We start from the raw sequence: 17276 nt of genomic DNA, 5'->3' as shown, positions 1-17276 counted from the left end.
AGATCTAAACACCCTAAATAGAGCGCCCCGCGTCAAAAGTTTATATGCCCCCGGTCGACCACCGTCCGCAGCTTGCCGCTGGTGGGCGTCCGTTCGAAGGCGGCGGAGCCGACGGTCTCGACCGTGCAGTCGAGCAGCCCCTCGGCCACGGCCGAGCCCAGTTCGGGGATGGCGGCCAGGAACGCGGCGCGGGCGGCCGCGGCGTCCCGGGCGTACCGCTCGTCGAGCCGGACGACGGCCCGCTCGCGGCCCTCGCCGGCGTCCAGGACCAGCTGGAGCTCGCCCCGGTAGCCGAGCTCCTCCTCCGCCACCGCGATGAAGCGCCGCACGTTGAGGAAGTACGTGCCGACCCGGACGACGTCCCCGTACCGGCCGAGGAGCTCGATGCGGGGGGTGTGGCTGCCGCAGGGGCAGACGCCCTCGACCGCGCGGCCGAGGTCGCCGATCTGGTACCGCTCCAGGCGCTGTCCGGCCCGGGTGCGGCTGGTGAAGACCAGGCGGCCCGGCTGCCCGGCGGACACCGGTCGGTCGGCCTCCGGAGCGAGGATCTCCAGGGTGTGCAGGTCGGTCAGGACGTGGTGGACCGAGCCCTCGGCGTGGGTGCACTGGTAGCCGAGCGGCCCGAGGTCGGTGCTGCCGTACGCCGCCGAGCGGATCACCTCGACGCCGAACTCCTCGGTGAGCACCCGGCGCTGTTCCGCCGTGAAGTGCTCGCCGCCGTAGAACACCTTGCGGATGCCGCCGTACGCGCGCAGCGCGGCGCCCTGGTCGTGGAACAGCTGCCAGAGGTAGGACGGCATGCCGAACACGGTGTCCGCCCCGTGCGTCACCAGCGCCTCGGCGGTGGCGGCGTGGTCGGGACCGGCGGCGATCGGGAGCTGGGTGGCGTTGAGGCGCTCCAGGATCGAGAAGAAGCTGATGAAGCTCCCGTACATGCCGCCGCAGTAGAACAGGTTGGCGGCGCGGTCCCGGGCGGGGTCGAACCCGGCGGCGAGCAGGCCGTCGGCGGCGGCCCGCATCTGGGTGTCGTAGTCGGCGTTGGTGAACACCGACAGGGCCGGGGCCCCGGTGCTGCCGCCGCTGCGGAAGTGCAGGTGGGCGTGGTCCGGCGCGAGGGTCCGCAGCTGCTCCTGCACCCCGGCCTTGTCCAACAGCGGGCCGCTCGGCGCGGCGGGGAGGACGGCCGGGGCCGCCAGGTCGTCCAGGCAGGCGGTGGTGGCGAAGGCCGCGTCGGCCCGGACGCTGACGCGGCGGCTGTAGCGCTGGAGCGCGTAGACGCCGTCGTGGGGTTCGCCGTGGTAGCTGTCGAGCATCCCGCCGACCGGGGTGACCCGCAGCACGCCGGCGGCGAGCACGGCCCGCGACAGCCGGGCGACGTCGGCGCGGCTGCCGCCGATCGCGGCGGTCTGCAGGTACCGGCGCATCGGGCGCAGCACGGTCATGACGGAGGCGCGGGGCAGCGGCTTGACCCAGACGCTGCGGTGGAGCGGCGAGGCGGCCAGGGCGGGGCGGGTGTCGGCGAGGACGCGCCAGGAGCCGTCCTCGGCGGCCAGCACCCGGGTGAGGCCGAGGTGTTCCTCCAGCCGGGCGATCAGTTCGGTGGTGGTGATCTCGGCGTGCTCGGCCGGGTCGAGTCCGGGCCGGGGAAGCCCGGCGGACGCTTCGGCGAGGTGGGTCGCGAAGCGCTCGGCGAAGGCGAACAGCTCGTCCCGGTCCTCGGTGTCGAGGTAGACCACCTGGGGGCTGGAGCAGGCCTGCTGTTCGAAGCGGCAGACGTCGGCGGCGAGCGCGTCCAGGGTCGGCCGGTCCGACCAGGCGTCACGGGTCAGGTAGGCGAAGGAGACCCGGTGCCCCCACTCGACCAACCGGCAGCCGGCCGGAACCAGTTCGGAGACCGAGCGGACGGCGTCCTCGCCGCCCCAGACCGCCACCGCGTCGGCGGGCTCGCACAGCAGCCGCAGCCACTCGGTGCGGGCGGAGGGGAAGCGGAGCGCGACGATCCTGCGGGCCAGGGCACCGGTCGGGTCGGCGGCGGCCAGCTCGGCGAGCAGGTGCTGGGCGAGCGGCGTGTCGGCGCTGCTGGTCTTCAGCACGTTGAGGTTGCCGGTGAGCAGGCCCTCGATCACGCTCAGCGGGGCCACGGCGGCGGCGTTGCCGGGGGCGATGTGGACCAGGAGCCCGACCGGCGCCCACGCCTCGAAGGTGGTCTCGCGCGCGTCGGGCCGGGTGAGCCGCTCGGGACGCGGTCCGCCGAGCTCGCGACGGAGCTTGCGTTCCAGGGCCGGGCGGGTGATCGCGCCGGCGATCTCGGTGAGCGTCGCCGCCGCTTCGGCCGGGTCGACGCCGCCACCGGTGAGCTCGGCGAGGAGGCGGGCGCGGACCGGGCCGTCCGAGGTGCCGAGGGCGTCGGCGAGGTGCTGGCAGGCGCTCAGCACCAGTTCGGTGGGCAGCGGTTCGGCCAGGGTCCGCGCGGCGAGCACGGGCAGTTCGGCCAGCCGCCGGGCGGCCTCGTCGTCGTCGATGAACGAGCCCTGCCAGAAGTGGGGTGCGGCGGCCACGGCGGTCCCGTCGGCGGCCACGGCGGTCACGGCGTTCCCGTCGGCGGTCACGGCGGTCCCTTGGGCGGCCACGGCGGGCCCTTCGGCGGTCACGGCAATCCGTTCGGTGGTCACGACATTCCCTTCAGGAGTTCGGCGGCGGCCGCCGCGCAGTTGCGGTTCCGGCTGACCCCGGCGCGGCCGTGGACGGTGAACCAGGGGGTGGGCAGCGGGCAGGGGCATTCCCCCGCGGGGTGCAGCGAGGCGAGGTCGCCCATGACGACGCTCTGCGCCGGCACCGAGGTGATGTACGGGGAGACCAGGTGGAGGAAACCGCGGTCGCCGTACGGCAGCGGCTCCAGGGTGCGGGTGTCGCGCACGGCCGCCCGCGACCAGACCGGGACGTGCAGGCGGTGGTGTCCGCACTCGATGTACGGCACGCAGTGCTCGACCGAGCCGAAGGTGTCGCGGATGCGGTCCGAGGGGATGCCCAGCTGCTCCGTCACCTCGGCGTAGAAGGGCTCCTTCCCGATCTGCCGGTCGGTGTGCCCCTTCCAGCCGCCGCCGAGCAGGACCAGGGAGCCGGCCGGCAGCCGCAGCGGCGGCAGGCCGAGTGCGCGCATCCGCTCCAGGGTGAAGTGCAGGAACGCGGGGAAGCCCAGGATCCGTACCGGCAGCCCGTCCTCGGCGTAGCGCCGCAGCGCCTCGATGCAGCCGTGGACGTCGAACTCGTGGCCGCTGCCGGTGTGCCGCAGCGCGTGCGTGGTGTGGTTCGCCGGGGCGAAGTCGCAGAGGTAGTTGTCGGTGAAGGAGGTGCCGAGCTTCAGCTGCGGGGCGGGCTCGTAGCTGTACAGCAGGTAGTTGACCGGCTGGTCGGGCGTGATCCAGCCGTAGTGGTCGAAGATCCGGGCCACCATCCGCTGCGCGGAGCGGATCGTCCAGGTGTCGAAGAACATCTGCGACTTCTGGCCGGTGGTGCCGGAGGAGGTGAGGTGGAGGAACACCTCCTCCCGGGGGATGGAGAGCACCTCGTGCCGTTTGAAGAAGTTGGCGTGCACCAGGGGCGTGCGGATCCCCTCGCCGACGGTCGGCGCCGGGGTCTCCGCCGGGCCGTCCAGCAGCGAGCGGAGGAACGGAGAGCGCCGCGCGTGCCACGCGTTGGTCTCGGCCATCGCGGCGGCGAACAGGGCGTCGGTCTCCGGCCCGGCCGCGTACGGGTCGGTCAGGTCGCAGAGCTGCTGGACGTGCGGGAGCGCGGCGGGGTCGGGGACCTCGACCGGCGCGAGATGGATGTTCACGGGGTGACCTCGGGAAGCGGTAGGTAGGTTGACGTCCAGGCCGTCAGGTAGGCCTGCAGGTACGGCTGGAGCCGGCCGCTGACGGCCGCGGTCCTGAAGTCGATCTGACGGCTGGTGCGGGACAGCACCACGTAGTCGTGGAACCGGTCGCCGATCCGGCGCATCGCCGGGTACACGGCGCTCGGGATGAATCCGGCGGCCAGGAAGGCGTCGAGCCCGGCGGTGTCGGCCAGCGGCAGCAGGGTCTCGACGTAGTCGGCGCCCGCGCGGGTGACGGCCGCCATCAGCGGCTCCAGCGCTCCGGTGACGGCCGCCGGGGACGGGTGCACCGCGATCAGCGAGCAGCTCGCCGCGGCCTGGTCCAGGTCGGCGTACGCCTCGAACGCGCCGTCCGGCGGGGTGAGGACGGCGTTCGGCACGTGCAGCGGGAAGAACCGCTCCCCCGGGTCGGGGAAGAGCTCCAGGAACCGGCGGCGGACGAAGCCGGGCGCGGTGATGAGCTCCATCGGCGCGGTCACCGGCGCGGTCCGGCCGGCGGGCCGGGCGGGGGCGTCGGTGGCGCGCGGGCGGCCGTACGCGACGCCGGTGCTGCGCCGGGCGGCTTCCAGCAGCGGGACGAGGGCTCCCGGCACCACGCCGACGCTCTCCCGCCGGGCCAGGACGCCGTCGGCGTGCCGGGCGAACAGCGCGAGGCTCTCGCAGCCGGCCACCTCGACGGCGTTCGGCATCAGGCCGAGGGCCTGGAAGCCGTTGCGCGCGAGGACCTGCTGGGGACCGGGTGTGACCACCCGGGCCGTCGCGTAGATCGAGTCCGGGGTGCCGGTGGCGAAGGCGTCCGCGCAGACCGAGGCGGTCAGCCGTCCGGCCAGGCCGCCGCCCCGCTGCTCCGGGTGGACGGCCAGGCCCACCAGCTTGCCGATCCGGCTGCCGGGGTCGGTCTGCACCGCCACCGACCCGGCCAGGTGGCCGGCGCCCTCGTGGCGTGCGGTCAGCCAGTGGGTGTGCGGGTCGTCGATCAGGCGGCGCATCTCCTCGGGGTCACTGCCGAGCGCGACCGGGTAGCCGTGGCCGTAGACGTCGAAGTAGAGCTGCCGCAGCTGCGCGACGTCCTGCGGGGCCGCGGGAGTGATCGTGACCGTCATCGCGGGTCCCCGATCGGCTGTGCGGCCGCGGCCCGGTCCCCCTGCGGGGCCGTCGCGAGCCCGGGGACGGCCGGTCCGCGCCGGCCGGTCCACCAGAGCGCGGCGGCGACCGGCAGGACGCCGAGGGCCTGGACCAGGCACAGCGTCCGCGGCGAGAGGTGGTCGCCGAGCAGGCCGAACACCAGCGACGACACCGGGAAGGTCGCCCCGAGCAGCGCCTGCATGACCGCGAAGAACCCGGGCCGGTCCCCGGCCGGCACCAGCCGTTGGAACAGCGCCACGAACCGCACGCCGATCACGCCCACGCACCAGCCGGCGACCGCCATCGACCCGACGGCCGGGGCCTGTCCGGCGGCCAGGCCGGGCAGGCCGAGCGCGGCGGCCATCAGGACGAGGCAGCCGGCGCCGACCGCGGTCGGCGTGCCCCGGAGGCGGCCGCCGGTGAAGGAGCCGACCAGGGTGCCGGCGCCGAGGGCCGCCTCCAGGGCGGCGACGGTCGAGCCGTCCGCGTGCAGCACCGCCCGGGTGTACAGCGGCATCACCACGAACACCGCCGTGGTGAACACGTTCGCCGCGGTGAAGCAGAGCAGCACGCGGCGGATGAACGGCAGTCCGGCCAGGATGCGGCGCAGCGGCCGCCGGGCGGCGGGCGGGGGGCCGTCCGCGGTCGGCACGCCCGGGGCACCCGGGGCACCGGGAGCGGCGGGGGACGGAGCCGTGGGGAGCGGGGCCGCGGGGAACCGGGTCGCGCCGATCAGGGCGGCCGCCAGCAGGTAGGCGCCGGCGCACCCGGCGACGATGCCGGCCAGGCCCGCGCCGTCGACCACCAGCGGGCCCAGCAGCCCGCCGGCGAGGCCGGCCAGCGACTGGGTGGCGAGTTCGAAGCCGGTCGCGGCCTCGATGTCGGCGTCCTCGACCAGCTCGGGAACGGACGTGGTCAGGCAGGGGTCGAAGACCGCCTGGCAGCCCGCCAGCAACAGCGCCGCGCCGTACGTGACGGCCATCGGCGGTGTCGCGGCGTACGTCCAGCCCGCCGTGCCGAGGCCGACCAGACCGGCGACGGCGGCCGAGGCGCCGAGCACCGTGCGGTGCGGGAGGCGGGCGATGAGCGCGGCCACCAGCGGCGCCAGCGCGACGGCGGGCAGGGTGCTGACGGCGAGGAAGGCACCGGAGGCGAGGCCCCGGTCCGCGCCGGCGGCGTAGCCCACCAGCCACCACACCGCGCCGACCTGGAACATCCGCCCGGCGCCCTGGGTGAGGACCTGGGCGATCCAGACGGCGGCGAAGCGCCGGTTGCGCAGCACGAGCGGCAGGCGGTCGGGAGCCGAGCCGGAGGCCGCCTCGGGGGCCGCTCCGGAAGCCGCCTCGTGAGCCGCCCCGGAGCTCGCCCCGGCGGCCGTCACGAGTGCGGCCTTTCGTCGAGGACGCGGATCAGCTTGCCGGTCCGCGCGTTGACGGCGAGCTCGTGCGGGCGCACCCACGTGACGGACAGCGGGTGGACGTGGCCCGCGGCGACCGCCTCCGGGTACAGCGGCCGGGCGGTGTGGATCCCGGTCGTGACGGCGGCGGCCAGCTCGGGGAGCCCGGCGGGGTCCCCGTCGCAGGCCAGCCGCAGGACCAGCCCGTCCCGGCCCTCCCAGCGGCGCACCACCAGTTGCACGCCGACCACCCGGCCGGCCGGGTCGGCCGCCCGGACGAGGTCCAGCACGTCCTGGGTGTACAGCGACACCGGCCCCACCCGCACGCCCTCCTGGGCCCGGCCGAGGATGCGGAACCGCCCGCCGGCGACGTCGGTCCACTCCGCGCGGTCCCCGACGGGATAGCGCAGTACGGGCATCAGCCGGCGCCGCAGGTCGGTCACCACGACCCGGCCCGGCACACCCTCGGTGTCGATCGGCTCGCCGGTGTGGTCGTCGAGGATCTCCACCACCGTCTCGGGGGCGAACACCCGGTGCACCCGGGTGTCCGGCCCCGGCACCGGCCGGCCGAGCAGCCCGGCGTCGACGGCGGCGTAACCGATGGACGAGACACGGGCGTTGGGGAACACCTTGCCCAGCAGCGGCTGCTGGTCCTGGTAGAGGCCCTCGCCGCCGAACAGCAGCAGCTCGACGTGCGGGAGTTCGCGACCGGAGGCCAGCAACCGGCCGGCCAGGGCGCACAGCGTCGTCGGGGTGCCGGCGACCACCTCGACCTCGAACTGTTCCAGGGTCCGCGCGGTCGACTCCAGGGGCGCCGCCCCGCCGATCGGCAGCCGGACGTTGGAGACGGGCGAGCGGTGCAGCGAGTCGAGGATGAAGGTGTAGCTGGCGTACAGGTCACCCGCGTAGAAGAGGTCGGCGACCCGGTGCCCCGGACGCAGGCCGGCGTCGATCAGGCCGGCACCGAACGAGGTGGTGAACTCCTCCCACTCCTCCCTGCTGTAGAACGAGAACTTCGGCGAACCGGTGGTGCCACCGCTCTTGAAGACGACCGCCTCCTCCAGCGGCCCGGTCAGCAGCCGGTTGCCGCGGGGCGTGTTGGCCTGCCAGAACTCGGCCTGCGGGACGACCGGGAGGTCGGTCAACCGCGCGGCCGAGTCGGGCAGCCCGGCGTACAGGTCGGCGTAGAAGGGCGAGTTGCGGCGTGCGAAGCGTATGAGTTCCGCTATGGGTTGAACGGGCATCAATTCCTGCTTTTTGGGCATGCGAGGGCCGGGCGAGGTCGCGGGTACGCGACTTCGCCCGATGGGTCGGAGGCGATCATTCGGTCCTGCGGTCGGCGGAATTCGATTCCGCTGCGACTCGGCAGGCCGCGGGACGGGAAACGGACCGAGCGTGTGCACCTGGTTCGGAAGCGCGCCGATGGTTCGTCAGCTGATGCGACATCGGGAGTGGTGGGGCATCCCGCTCGCAGAAACCAAGGCTATCACCCGGATATGCCTTTGGATCCAGGATGACTCGCCATCAGAGTGGTGCGGATACGACCTGAGGCCATGTCATCTGCGCGTTTCCGGCGAAAGGGTGGATCGAGGGTGAGGTGGATCTCACGGTGGCCGGAGCGGCCAGGGGGCCGTGCTTCGGGCGAGGGATTTCCGCATTTCTTTGGTTGAATGCACGACATTTCATGCGGGGCCGCCTGATTACGGCCCGGATGCCGGAATTGCCACCCGCCGTTCAGGGGGGTGGGGCCTCCGTCCTTCGGCGGGATCCGCCGGCCGTGCCGACGCCCCGGGGCTCCCGGGCGCCGCGGGAGTCGCGGTCCGCCTTCCTGGTCGTGGTGCCGCGTCGAGCTCCGACGGGTTGGACGCGGTCACAATCCTTCGCGCGAATCTCTGTTCCACGACCAGGGGACACGGCGCCGTAACGCCGACATCATGTTCTCCGGGACGTTACTTACCGGTCGGTAACGGCCTCGCCGGTGGGACCACCAGAGGTGCGCAGACCCCGACCGCACCCATCCACCGCACCCCGCGCCCGCACCCCCACCCACCTCGCGCCCGCGCCCCTACCCACGCCCGCGCCCCCGCCACGCCCGCCGTCGGCGCGGCGGCCCCGTCCGCGATCACCCGCACGTCCCCAGATCCCGATGAGCCCATCCCACGAACCGGGGGAGTCATGCGTCCGAACACGTCCCGGCTACTCGCCATCGCCGTCACCGCCGCGATGGCCGCAACGACCGTGGCCGCCACCGCGGGCCCGGCCACGGCCGCCGCGCCGCCGGCCGCCGCGGTGAGCGACCCGTTCCACACCTACGACGGCAGCGTGCCCCTGGCCTCCCTCGCGCCGGGCACCGTACTGAAGACCCGGACCCTGCAGTACCACCTGCTGGGCCTGCCCACCCCGGTGAAGGCCATCCAACTGCTCTACCGCACCACCGACGCCCAGGGCCGCCCGGCCGCCAACGTCACCACCGTGGTGCCGAGCCTGACGGGTGACGGCAGCAAGGCGGTCTCGTACCAGTCGTTCTACGACTCCCTCGACCCGCAGGACGGTCCGTCCCGCGCCATCGCGGGCGACCTCACCCTCGGTGGGCTGCTCCCGAACGCCGAGGCCCTCTTCCTGGTGCCGCTCCTGTCGCAGGGCTACAGCGTCGTCATCCCGGACACCGAGGGGCAGGCCGCCGACTTCGCGGCCGGCCCGGAGTACGGGACCAACACACTGGACTCGATCCGCGCCGCGACCAGGTCCGCGGCGACCGGCCTGAACGCCGACACCGCCTTCGGCCTCATGGGTTACTCCGGCGGTGCCATCGCGACCGACTGGGCGGCCGCCCTCGCACCGGGCTACGCACCGGACGTCAACGACAGACTGGTCGGCTTCGCCGAGGGCGGTCTGCTCGTGGACCCGGCGCACAACCTCACGTACGTCGACGGCTCCCTGGCATGGAGCGGCGTCATCCCGATGGCGGTCATCGGGGTGTCCCGCTCCTTCGGCATCGACCTCAAGCCCTACCTGAACGACTACGGCCTGACGGTGTACCAACAGGTGGAGAACGCGTCGATCGTCGACGCCCTGGGCCGCTACCCGGGGCTCACCTGGAAGAAGATGGCGAAGCCGCAGTACGCCGATCCGAACTCGGTGCCGGCCTTCCTCGCGGCGGTGAACCGGATCAACCTCGGCTCGGCCCCCACCCCGACCGTCCCCGGCTACATCGCCCAGGGGAACGGCGGCGTCCTGGAGGGAACCTTCGGCAACCCCCCTGGCATCGGAACCGGCGACGGCGTGATGGTCGCCGGAGACGTCCGGGCCCTCGCCCGCCAGTACTGCGCCACCGGCCACGGCGCGGTCGAGTTCCAGCAGTTCGACCTGCTCAGCCACGTGGGCGTCCCCGTCGTCTGGGCGCCCCTCGCCCTGGGCTGGCTCAACGACCGGTTCGCGGGCCGGCCCGCCCCCTCCGACTGCGGCCGCATCCCGGCGGGGAACTCCCTGGACCCGGAACAGCCGGCGCCGACCTCCTGAGGGCCCCGCACCCCGAGACCCCGCCGCACCCGGACCCACGCGGCGGGGCCCGCCCACCTCCGGCACCACCGTCCACACCGCCCGGCGCCCACCGACAGCACCGCGCCCCCGCCCGCGCGGGGGGCGCGAGCCCTGCGACCGGCGCGCCCCCGCCACCACCGTCACGCCCGTGCAAGACCCCTGGGACGGCAATGTGGAGCTTGGTAAGGTCCCGAAGGCCAGCGACACCCACCAGCGGGAGACGCTCATGCCAGATGACCTTCCGAAGGACCCGACGGGCGATCCGGTCGATCCCGTGGCCCGGCCCGACGGCTTTCTCGCCGACCCGGCCAACCGAAGTGGTCTATGGACCGTCGGAGCCGCTGTCGTCGGTGTCGTCGGTGCCGTCGTAGCGGCGTCCATCGGGCAGAAGGCCGCGCAGGCTTCGTCGGCGTCCTCGAAGGCCCGGTTGAACGTCGGGTTGACTCTCTCGGGCGAGGTCCATGACGCATTCAAGTCACGCAGCCTTCCCAGCGGGCACGACTGGGTCTGGAAGATCCAGTACCGACGGAACATCCAGAACGCCCGGTCCTCGTACTCCTCGCACAGGTTGTGGTACGGAGGGGGGAACGTGATCCTCGATCTCGATCCCGGCGAGTGGTACCTGTGGGGGCACTTGGGCTTCCTCCACCGCCCGGGGTTCTTCAGCGGCGAGCGGAGACTCACCTGGATCGCGGACACCGGCACCGCGAATCCGACCGGTTTCCAGGCCGGTCAGACCTACGACGTCTCCCCGAAGATCACCACGATGGACACGGACGACGATGCGGCGCTCTTCCGGGCGATCACCAAGAGCGGATCCTGCAACCGTTGCCGCGGGTAGCCGAGGGGCTTCCTGAGGGCCGTCCGCTTGCCGTCCTGCGGCGCCGGGCGGGGGTCATTGCTTCTTGACGGCGTGGAGCAGGGTGACGCCCAGCCACGGGCCGCCGTACCAGTAGCCGGGGCCGAGACCGCGGAGGGTGCCCTGGCCGAGGTGTGCGGCGTACTTCCGGGCCATGGGCCAGAAGTCGGCGACGAGCAGTTGCCCGCCCGGACGCAGTACCCGCATGGCCTCGTCCACCGCCCGGTAGCGCGCCCGGGCCGACGGGACGTTGTGGATGGCGAGGGCGCTCGTGACGACGTCGAAGGAGTCGTCGGCGAACGGCAGCGCGGTCATGTCGGCCGTGTGGACCTCCACCCGGTCGGGGACCCCGGCCGCGGCGGCGTTGGCGAGGGTGGCTTCGGGGGTGTTGCCGCTCTGGTCCTGACCGGACCACAGGTCCACGCCGACGGCGCGTCCGGCCGGCAGCCGCCGGGCCGCCGCGATCAGCACCGCGCCGCGGCCGCAGCCCAGGTCCAGCAGCCGTTCGTCGCCCTTCAGGCCGGCCCGGTCCAGTTCCCGCTCCCAGACGTGCAGTTTGCCGCACAGGGTGGTGTGCAGGTAGACGCCGGTCTGGGCGAGCAGTGCCGTCCCGGTGGTCGCCAGCGCGGCCCGGCCGGGCCGCCACCGGCCGGCGGCCAGCAGGCAGGCCGCCCCGGCGGCGCCGAGTGTCGCGGGAAAGGCCGGCGCGTCAACGCCGTACCGCGGCCGCCGCGGGCGCGGCTGTGGGGAGTCGTTCCTATTCGTGGACATGCTCGGAGTGTCGCGATCGCGACCGTCCGGAGTCTTGGAGAAATGTTCCCTCGGGGCGGGTGCCGCCGACCGGGCGCCGGACGGAGGGTCATGCCACGTCAGCTGCTGGACAGGTACGCGGGCGCGGCCCAGGCGATGTCGTCGACCGCGAGCCACGGCGCGACCGCGACGGCCGTGGGGGTCGCCCCGGCGAAGGCCAGGACGTCCCGGTGGAGGTGGGACTGGTCGGCGTAGCCGATCTCCGCCGCCACCAGTGCGGCCCGGTGACCTGCGGCGAGCCGGTGGGCCGCGTGGTCGAAGCGGACGAGCTGGGCGGCGCGCTTGGGAGTGAGGCCGACCTGGGACCGGAACCGGGCCCAGAGCCGCTTGCGGCTCCAGCCGACCTCGGCCGCCAGCCGCTCGACCCGGACCCCGCCCCGGTTCCGCACCAGCTGCCCCCAGACGAAGGCGACCTCGGGATCGACCGTCCGGCCCGCCTCGTGCCGTCGGGCGAGCGCGGCCTCCGCGATCGCGAACCGGTCGTCCCAGGACCGGGCGGCGTGCAGCTGCTCCTCGATCCGGGCGACGTCGCGACCCCAGAGGTCGTCGAGGGAGACCACCCGCCCGCCCAGCTCCGCGGAGGCGCCGAACACCGCGTGCGCGACCACCGGCGACAGCCGCACCTGCAGGCACTCGATGTCCCGGCCGTTCCCCCGGACACCGCTGGGCGCGAGTCCGACGACGAGGCTGCCGCGCTGCCGCCGGCCGGTGCCGTCGGCGACGGCGATCGGCCCGTCGCCGATGTCGAAGGCCACCGTGACGGCCGGGTACGGGACCACGTCCAGGTCGACGTGGTCGGCGGTGAGGGCGCGGAACCCGGCCATGCTGACCCCCGGCAGCCGACCGGGCCGCGCGGGGGTGGAGATGTCCCACAGCGCCGCAGCGTCGTGGGCGGGCTCGGCGGATCGCATGCCGCCAAGCTACGCGACATTCGTCCAAGACACGACGCCGAAGCCGCGACGAACCTGAAGGCTCTGACAAGTCCCCCATGGGAAAGGACGGTTCGTGATGCCTTCGCCGATCGACCCCTTCACTTCGGCCGTCGAGCTCGCCGCGGCCATCCGCCGCAGGGAGGTGAGCCCGGTCGAGGTGGCCGACTGCTTCCTCGACCGGATGGACGCGCTCGACCCGCGGCTGAACGCCTTCTGCCACCGGGCCGACGACGACGTCCGCAAGGCCGCGGCCGCCGCGGCCGATGCGGTGGCACGGGCCGCGTCCACCGAGGACCTCCCGCCGTTCCACGGCGTCCCGCTGCCGGTCAAGGACCTCGTGGACGTGGCCGGATGGCCCACCGGCCACGGGTCCGCCGGCGCCGGGCGGGCACCGGCCGCGGCCTCGGACCCGGTCGTCCAGCGGTTCGTGGACGCGGGGTTCGTCCTGCTCGGCAAGACCACCACCTCCGAGTTCGGCTCCCTGCCCTTCACCGAGTCCGAAACCCTCGGCATCTCGCGCAACCCGTGGGACCGGGACCGCACGCCGGGCGGGTCGTCCAGCGGGGCGGGCGCCGCCGTCGCGGCCGGGATGGCGCCCATCGCCCACGCCGAGGACGGCGGCGGGTCGATCCGCATCCCCGCGTCGTGCAACGGCCTCGTCGGGCTCAAGCCCACCCGCGGCCTGGTCACCAACGCGACCGTCAGTGCGGAAGGTCTCGGCACCAGCGGTGTGCTCACCCGCACGGTGGCCGACACCGCGGCCGCCCTCGACGTGCTGGCCCGCCACGATCCGGCCGCGTGGTGGTCGCCTCCGACCCCGCACCGGTCCTTCGCCGACGCCTTGCGGACGGACCTGCCGACCGGGCTGCGGATCGGCGTGCTCACCGACTCCCCGGTCGACGGGATCACCGTGGATCCGGCCTGCGCGACAGCCGTCGACGCCGTTCTCCGGACGCTCGAATCGGCCGGCCACCACGTCGTCGACACCCGCCTTCCGCTGCCCCCGGCCGGCGAGCTGGTCGCGGCGTTCACGACGATCTGGAACGTCGCCGGTGCCGGGATCGCGCTCGCGGACCCGGACCGGGTCGAGCCGCACAACCGCGCCCTGCGCGACGCGGCCCGGTCGGTCGACTCCTGGGCCTACGCGGAAGGGGTGAGGAGGACCGAGGAGTTGTCGCGGCGCATCGTCGAGGGCTTCCTCGCCGGCTTCGACCTCCTCGTGACGCCCACGATGGCGTGTCTCCCGCCGCTGGTCGGTGCCTGGCGGGCGGGCACCGACGCCGATCCGCTGGCGGCGTTGCGGAACAGCTACCCGATGGGGGTGTTCACGTCCGTGTTCAACGTGACCGGCCAGCCGGCGGTCTCACTCCCCGTCCACCACGACGCCGCCACCGGCCTGCCCGTCGGGGTCCAGATCGTCGCCGCTCCGTGGCGGGAGGACCTCCTGCTCCAGGCGTCCCGCCTCCTGGAACTCGCACACCCCTGGACCGACCGCCGGCCGCCGGTCGGCTGAGGACCGACGGCTGCCGCGGCGGCCTCCGGCGGTCTCCGGGGGTAGCCGGGCCGGCTGCCCCCGGCCCGGCGGACCGGGGCCGCGCCGGCTAGGACCTCGGGGTTGCGGGGGTGTCGAGGTCGGGGCCGGGACCGGGGGAATCGGGCCCGGGGGTCTCGGGTCCGGGGGCGGTGCCGGTGGCCGGAGCGTGCCTCGGCGCGAGGGCGCCGAGCTCGTCGAGCATCTCCCGGGTGAAGCCGAGCCAGTACGTGGCCAGGAAGCCGGTGGCGTAGCCCGTCAGCAGGCCGGCGGCGTAGCCGGCCGCGCTGACCGCGAAGCCGCGCGGGCCGGTCAGCAGGGGGAACAGCGCCCAGCCGGAGGGGCCGATGGCGGTCGAGCCGATGCCGGCGCCGAGCTGGCCCAGCAGCCCGACCACGGCCCCGCCGCAGGCGCCGCCGAGGCAGGCCGTGACGAAGGGGCGTCCGAGCGGGAGCGAGACGCCGTAGATCAGCGGCTCGCCGACGCCGAGGAACCCCGCGGGGAGGGCGGACCTGATGGTCGCCCTGATCGAGGCGTTGCCGCGCAGCCGCAGGTAGACGGCGACGGCGCAGCCGACCTGCCCGGCCCCGGCCATGGCGAGGATCGGCAGCAGCACGGTGGAGCCCTGCTGCTGGATCAGGGTGGTGTGGACCGGGATCAGCGCCTGGTGCAGGCCGAGCATGACCAGCGGGAGGAACAGGCCGCCGAGCACGAGTCCGGCGAGCGCGCCGCCGCGGGACAGCAGCCAGGTGGCGAGATCGCCGATCGCCGTGGAGACCTCCCCGGCGACGAACATCAGGCCGAACAGGGTGACCAGGCCGGTGACGAGCACGGTGACCGTCGGGGTGAGCAGGACGTCGAGCGCGTCGGGCATCACCCGCCGGGTGCGCCGTTCGACCTGGACCGCCAGCAGGGCGGCGGCGAGCGCGCCGATCACCCCGCCCTGGCCCGGCGCGAGGTGGTGGCCGAAGGCCTCCACCTTGGCGACCCCCGCGTAGACGATCACACCGGCCACGGCAGCGCCCAGCACGGGTGTGCCGCCGAACTCCTTCGCGGTGTTGTGTCCGACGAGGACGGCGATCAGGGACATGAACCCCGAGGAGATCGCGGTGAGGGCCGGCGACAGTGCGGGGGCCCAACCGAGGTCGGTGAGCGCGCCGTTGATCCCGGCCACGATGCCGCACCCGATCAGCGCGGGGATCAGCGGCACGAAGACGTTCGCGATCCGGCGGAGCCCGCGCTTGACCGGGGTCGCGTTCCTGGCTCTCGCCTCCGCCCTGATCGCCGCGCCGCGGCGGGCCAGGTCCTCGGCGCCGAGGGCGGTGCCGGGGCCGTCGTCGGACCCCTCGGGGGCGTCGTCCGGTCCTGCGCCGGCGGCGCCGTCGTCCTCCGGCTCCCGTCGCCCGTCGAGGAGCGCCCGGAACTCGGACGTCACCCGGGCGACGACGCCCGGGCCGAGGACGATCTGACAGGTGTCGTCCTCGACGACGCCCAGGACGGCGGACAGGGCGCCGAGCTCCGCCGCGTCCACCAGGGAGCGGTCGCGCAGGCCGAGCCGCAGCCGGGTCATGCAGTGGGCGACGGAGTGGACGTTGGCGGGGCCCCCGACGAGCGGGAGGACGGCTTCGGCGGTGGCGCGAGGGTCGTCGGCGGACATGACGGGCCTTCCGTGGGCGCGGTGCGGAGGGTCGGAGCTGCCGGAGCGCGTCGCGCGGGGGACCGTCGGTGGGGTGGAGCAGGGCGGCGGCGGTCGGAGCGTCGAGCGAGCCGGGACCACCAGAATGGCGCTCCCGGCCTCGCCGCCGGTGGCGGGCAGCGCTTGTCCCACGGTGTGTCGCCCCTGTCCGGGCGCTCCGGGCGTTCCGGGCGTTCCGGATGGTCGGGGCGTTCCGGATGGCCGGGGCGGTCCGGGAGCCGCGGGGCCCGCGGCCGCACCGCGCTGTGGTGACGACGCTCAGCGGCTCACGCGGCGGGCCCGGAGGTACTCGCGGCCGAGCAGGCGCAGGGCGGCGAGCTTGGGCGGGCCGGCCGGACGGCGCAGCAGCGCGGGGACGTCGGCGCGGGCGGCGGCGCCGGTCAGTTCGTCCAGGCCGATGATGCAGCGGACCATCGGCCGGTGGGCGGGCGGGACGAGACCCACCACGGCGCGGCCCTCCGCGAGGGTGCGGTCGACCAGGTCGAGCTGCTCGGTGATCATCGCCCGGACGGCCGGGAGGTCACGGGCCTGCTCCAGGTCGGCGCGGGTGACGCCGTGCTGGTGCAGGGTCTGCTCGGGGATCGTCAGGCGGCCGTCGGCCAGGTCCTCGGCGAGGTCGGTGACGAAGTCGAGCCGCTGGCTGGCGTCGATGAACGTGCGACAGGCGGCCCGGTAGGCGCTCTGGTCGCCGTCCGGGCCGAGCAGGGTGGCGACGACCATGAACGCGGGCAGCGAGTAGCCGTCCAGGTAGCGCTGGTAGTCGGCCTCGGTGGCGAATCCGGCGAAGTCGAGGTCGGCGGCGGCCCCGGCGAGGTGTTCCAGCGCGCGGTCGCGCAGGGCGGGGTGCGCGGCGACGGTGTGCAGCAGCGGGCGCAGCTCGGGGTCGTCGGTCCCACCGGTGGCGAGGCCGTCGGCGACGGCCCGCTCCCAGCGCGCGTACGCCGCCTTCCGGTCGTCGAGCGGGCCGCTGTCGAGCAGGCTGTCGGTGCGGTGCATGTGGGCGGTGGCCGCGATCACGTGCGGCACGAGCCGGGCCGGCAGGAGGAGTCCGGCGGCCAGCACGGCCTCCCGCTTGTACCGCGTCACCTGTCGGCGCTGTCGGCTGTAGTCCTCGCGCAGTCCGGGATCGACGATCCCGGCCGCGTCCAGAGCCCTCTCCCAGCTGCCCACTCGCGTTCGCCCTCTCCCTGGTCGGTGTGCCCCGAGCCTAGACGGCGGCGGGTCGCGTCCGAACGGGAGGTCGCGGTGGACGAGGAGTCAACGGCTGGCAGTGCGCCAACGCCGTCAACCTCGTCCGGGACCGGGTGAACCGCCACAGCGGCACCCACCGGATGGCCACCGCCGGCGACCGCCTGGTCCGGTCACGGGGCGAACCGTCCACCGGGCCGTCGGCCGGGCTACCCGCCGACGGCCCCCCAGGCGGTGCCCCCGGGCCGGCGGTCGCCGCGGCCGGGGGGTGCTGGGGGGGGGGGGGCCCGGGGGCGGGGGGCTCGCCGGGGTGGGACCGTTCGGT

At 74.5% G+C, this 17276-nt stretch carries 12 protein-coding genes; 3 read left to right on the top strand and 9 right to left on the bottom strand.

The genetic code is table 11. From position 1 onward, the window contains the following. Nucleotides 1–32 precede the first annotated feature (32 nt). The 5 genes from ACFVHB_RS37525 to ACFVHB_RS37505 form a co-directional block, all read right to left on the bottom strand. Nucleotides 33–2672, bottom strand: coding sequence for an acyl-CoA reductase (locus ACFVHB_RS37525; protein ID WP_380331694.1), 2640 nt, complete (start codon nucleotides 2670–2672; stop codon nucleotides 33–35). After that, on the bottom strand, nucleotides 2669–3835 hold the full coding sequence (locus tag ACFVHB_RS37520; protein WP_380331691.1) for an acyl-protein synthase: 1167 nt from the start codon (nucleotides 3833–3835) through the stop codon (nucleotides 2669–2671). Before ACFVHB_RS37520 ends, ACFVHB_RS37525 begins: the two co-directional genes overlap by 4 nt. Next, nucleotides 3832–4977, bottom strand: coding sequence for a GNAT family N-acetyltransferase (locus ACFVHB_RS37515; protein WP_380331688.1), 1146 nt, complete (start codon nucleotides 4975–4977; stop codon nucleotides 3832–3834). Before ACFVHB_RS37515 ends, ACFVHB_RS37520 begins: the two co-directional genes overlap by 4 nt. Then, nucleotides 4974–6281 (bottom strand): MFS transporter, encoded by a 1308-nt coding sequence (locus ACFVHB_RS37510; RefSeq protein WP_380331685.1) that lies wholly within the window; start codon nucleotides 6279–6281, stop codon nucleotides 4974–4976. Before ACFVHB_RS37510 ends, ACFVHB_RS37515 begins: the two co-directional genes overlap by 4 nt. Before the next feature lie 95 nt (nucleotides 6282–6376). Further along, nucleotides 6377–7639: a phenylacetate--CoA ligase family protein gene (locus tag ACFVHB_RS37505; RefSeq protein WP_380331682.1), complete on the bottom strand. Its 1263-nt coding sequence runs from the start codon at nucleotides 7637–7639 to the stop codon at nucleotides 6377–6379. A 931-nt stretch (nucleotides 7640–8570) separates the two neighbouring features. Between ACFVHB_RS37505 and ACFVHB_RS37500 the strand changes: the two genes are divergently transcribed. Together ACFVHB_RS37500 and ACFVHB_RS37495 are read left to right on the top strand one after the other, a co-directional pair. Continuing rightward, nucleotides 8571–9914 (top strand): lipase family protein, encoded by a 1344-nt coding sequence (locus tag ACFVHB_RS37500; RefSeq protein ID WP_380331679.1) that lies wholly within the window; start codon nucleotides 8571–8573, stop codon nucleotides 9912–9914. Between the two features lie 169 nt (nucleotides 9915–10083). Beyond that, nucleotides 10084–10776, top strand: a complete 693-nt coding sequence (locus ACFVHB_RS37495) for a hypothetical protein (RefSeq protein WP_380331677.1) — start codon at nucleotides 10084–10086, stop codon at nucleotides 10774–10776. Nucleotides 10777–10830: 54 nt separating this feature from the next. Here the strand turns inward: ACFVHB_RS37495 and ACFVHB_RS37490 are convergent, their stop codons facing one another. Both ACFVHB_RS37490 and ACFVHB_RS37485 read right to left on the bottom strand, forming a co-directional pair. Then, nucleotides 10831–11565, bottom strand: coding sequence for a class I SAM-dependent methyltransferase (locus ACFVHB_RS37490; protein ID WP_380331675.1), 735 nt, complete (start codon nucleotides 11563–11565; stop codon nucleotides 10831–10833). 98 nt (nucleotides 11566–11663) lie between these two features. Next, entirely contained in the window at nucleotides 11664–12515 is an 852-nt protein-coding gene (locus ACFVHB_RS37485; RefSeq protein WP_380331672.1) for a helix-turn-helix domain-containing protein, read from the bottom strand. Nucleotides 12516–12612: 97 nt separating this feature from the next. Between ACFVHB_RS37485 and ACFVHB_RS37480 the strand changes: the two genes are divergently transcribed. Further along, a complete protein-coding gene (locus ACFVHB_RS37480) occupies nucleotides 12613–14049 on the top strand; it encodes an amidase (protein ID WP_380331669.1) in 1437 nt (478 codons plus the stop codon). An 88-nt stretch (nucleotides 14050–14137) separates the two neighbouring features. Here the strand turns inward: ACFVHB_RS37480 and ACFVHB_RS37475 are convergent, their stop codons facing one another. Further along, a complete protein-coding gene (locus ACFVHB_RS37475; protein ID WP_380331666.1) occupies nucleotides 14138–15724 on the bottom strand; it encodes a PTS transporter subunit EIIC in 1587 nt (528 codons plus the stop codon). Between the two features lie 297 nt (nucleotides 15725–16021). Then, entirely contained in the window at nucleotides 16022–16933 is a 912-nt protein-coding gene (locus ACFVHB_RS37470; protein ID WP_380331663.1) for a phytoene/squalene synthase family protein, read from the bottom strand. Between the last annotated feature and the right edge of the window lie 343 nt (nucleotides 16934–17276).

This window comes from Kitasatospora sp. NPDC127111 (assembly GCF_042677465.1).
Taxonomy (GTDB): domain Bacteria; phylum Actinomycetota; class Actinomycetes; order Streptomycetales; family Streptomycetaceae; genus Kitasatospora.
Note: the sequence above shows the minus strand (reverse complement) of the source record. Positions and strands in the feature narration are given on the sequence as shown.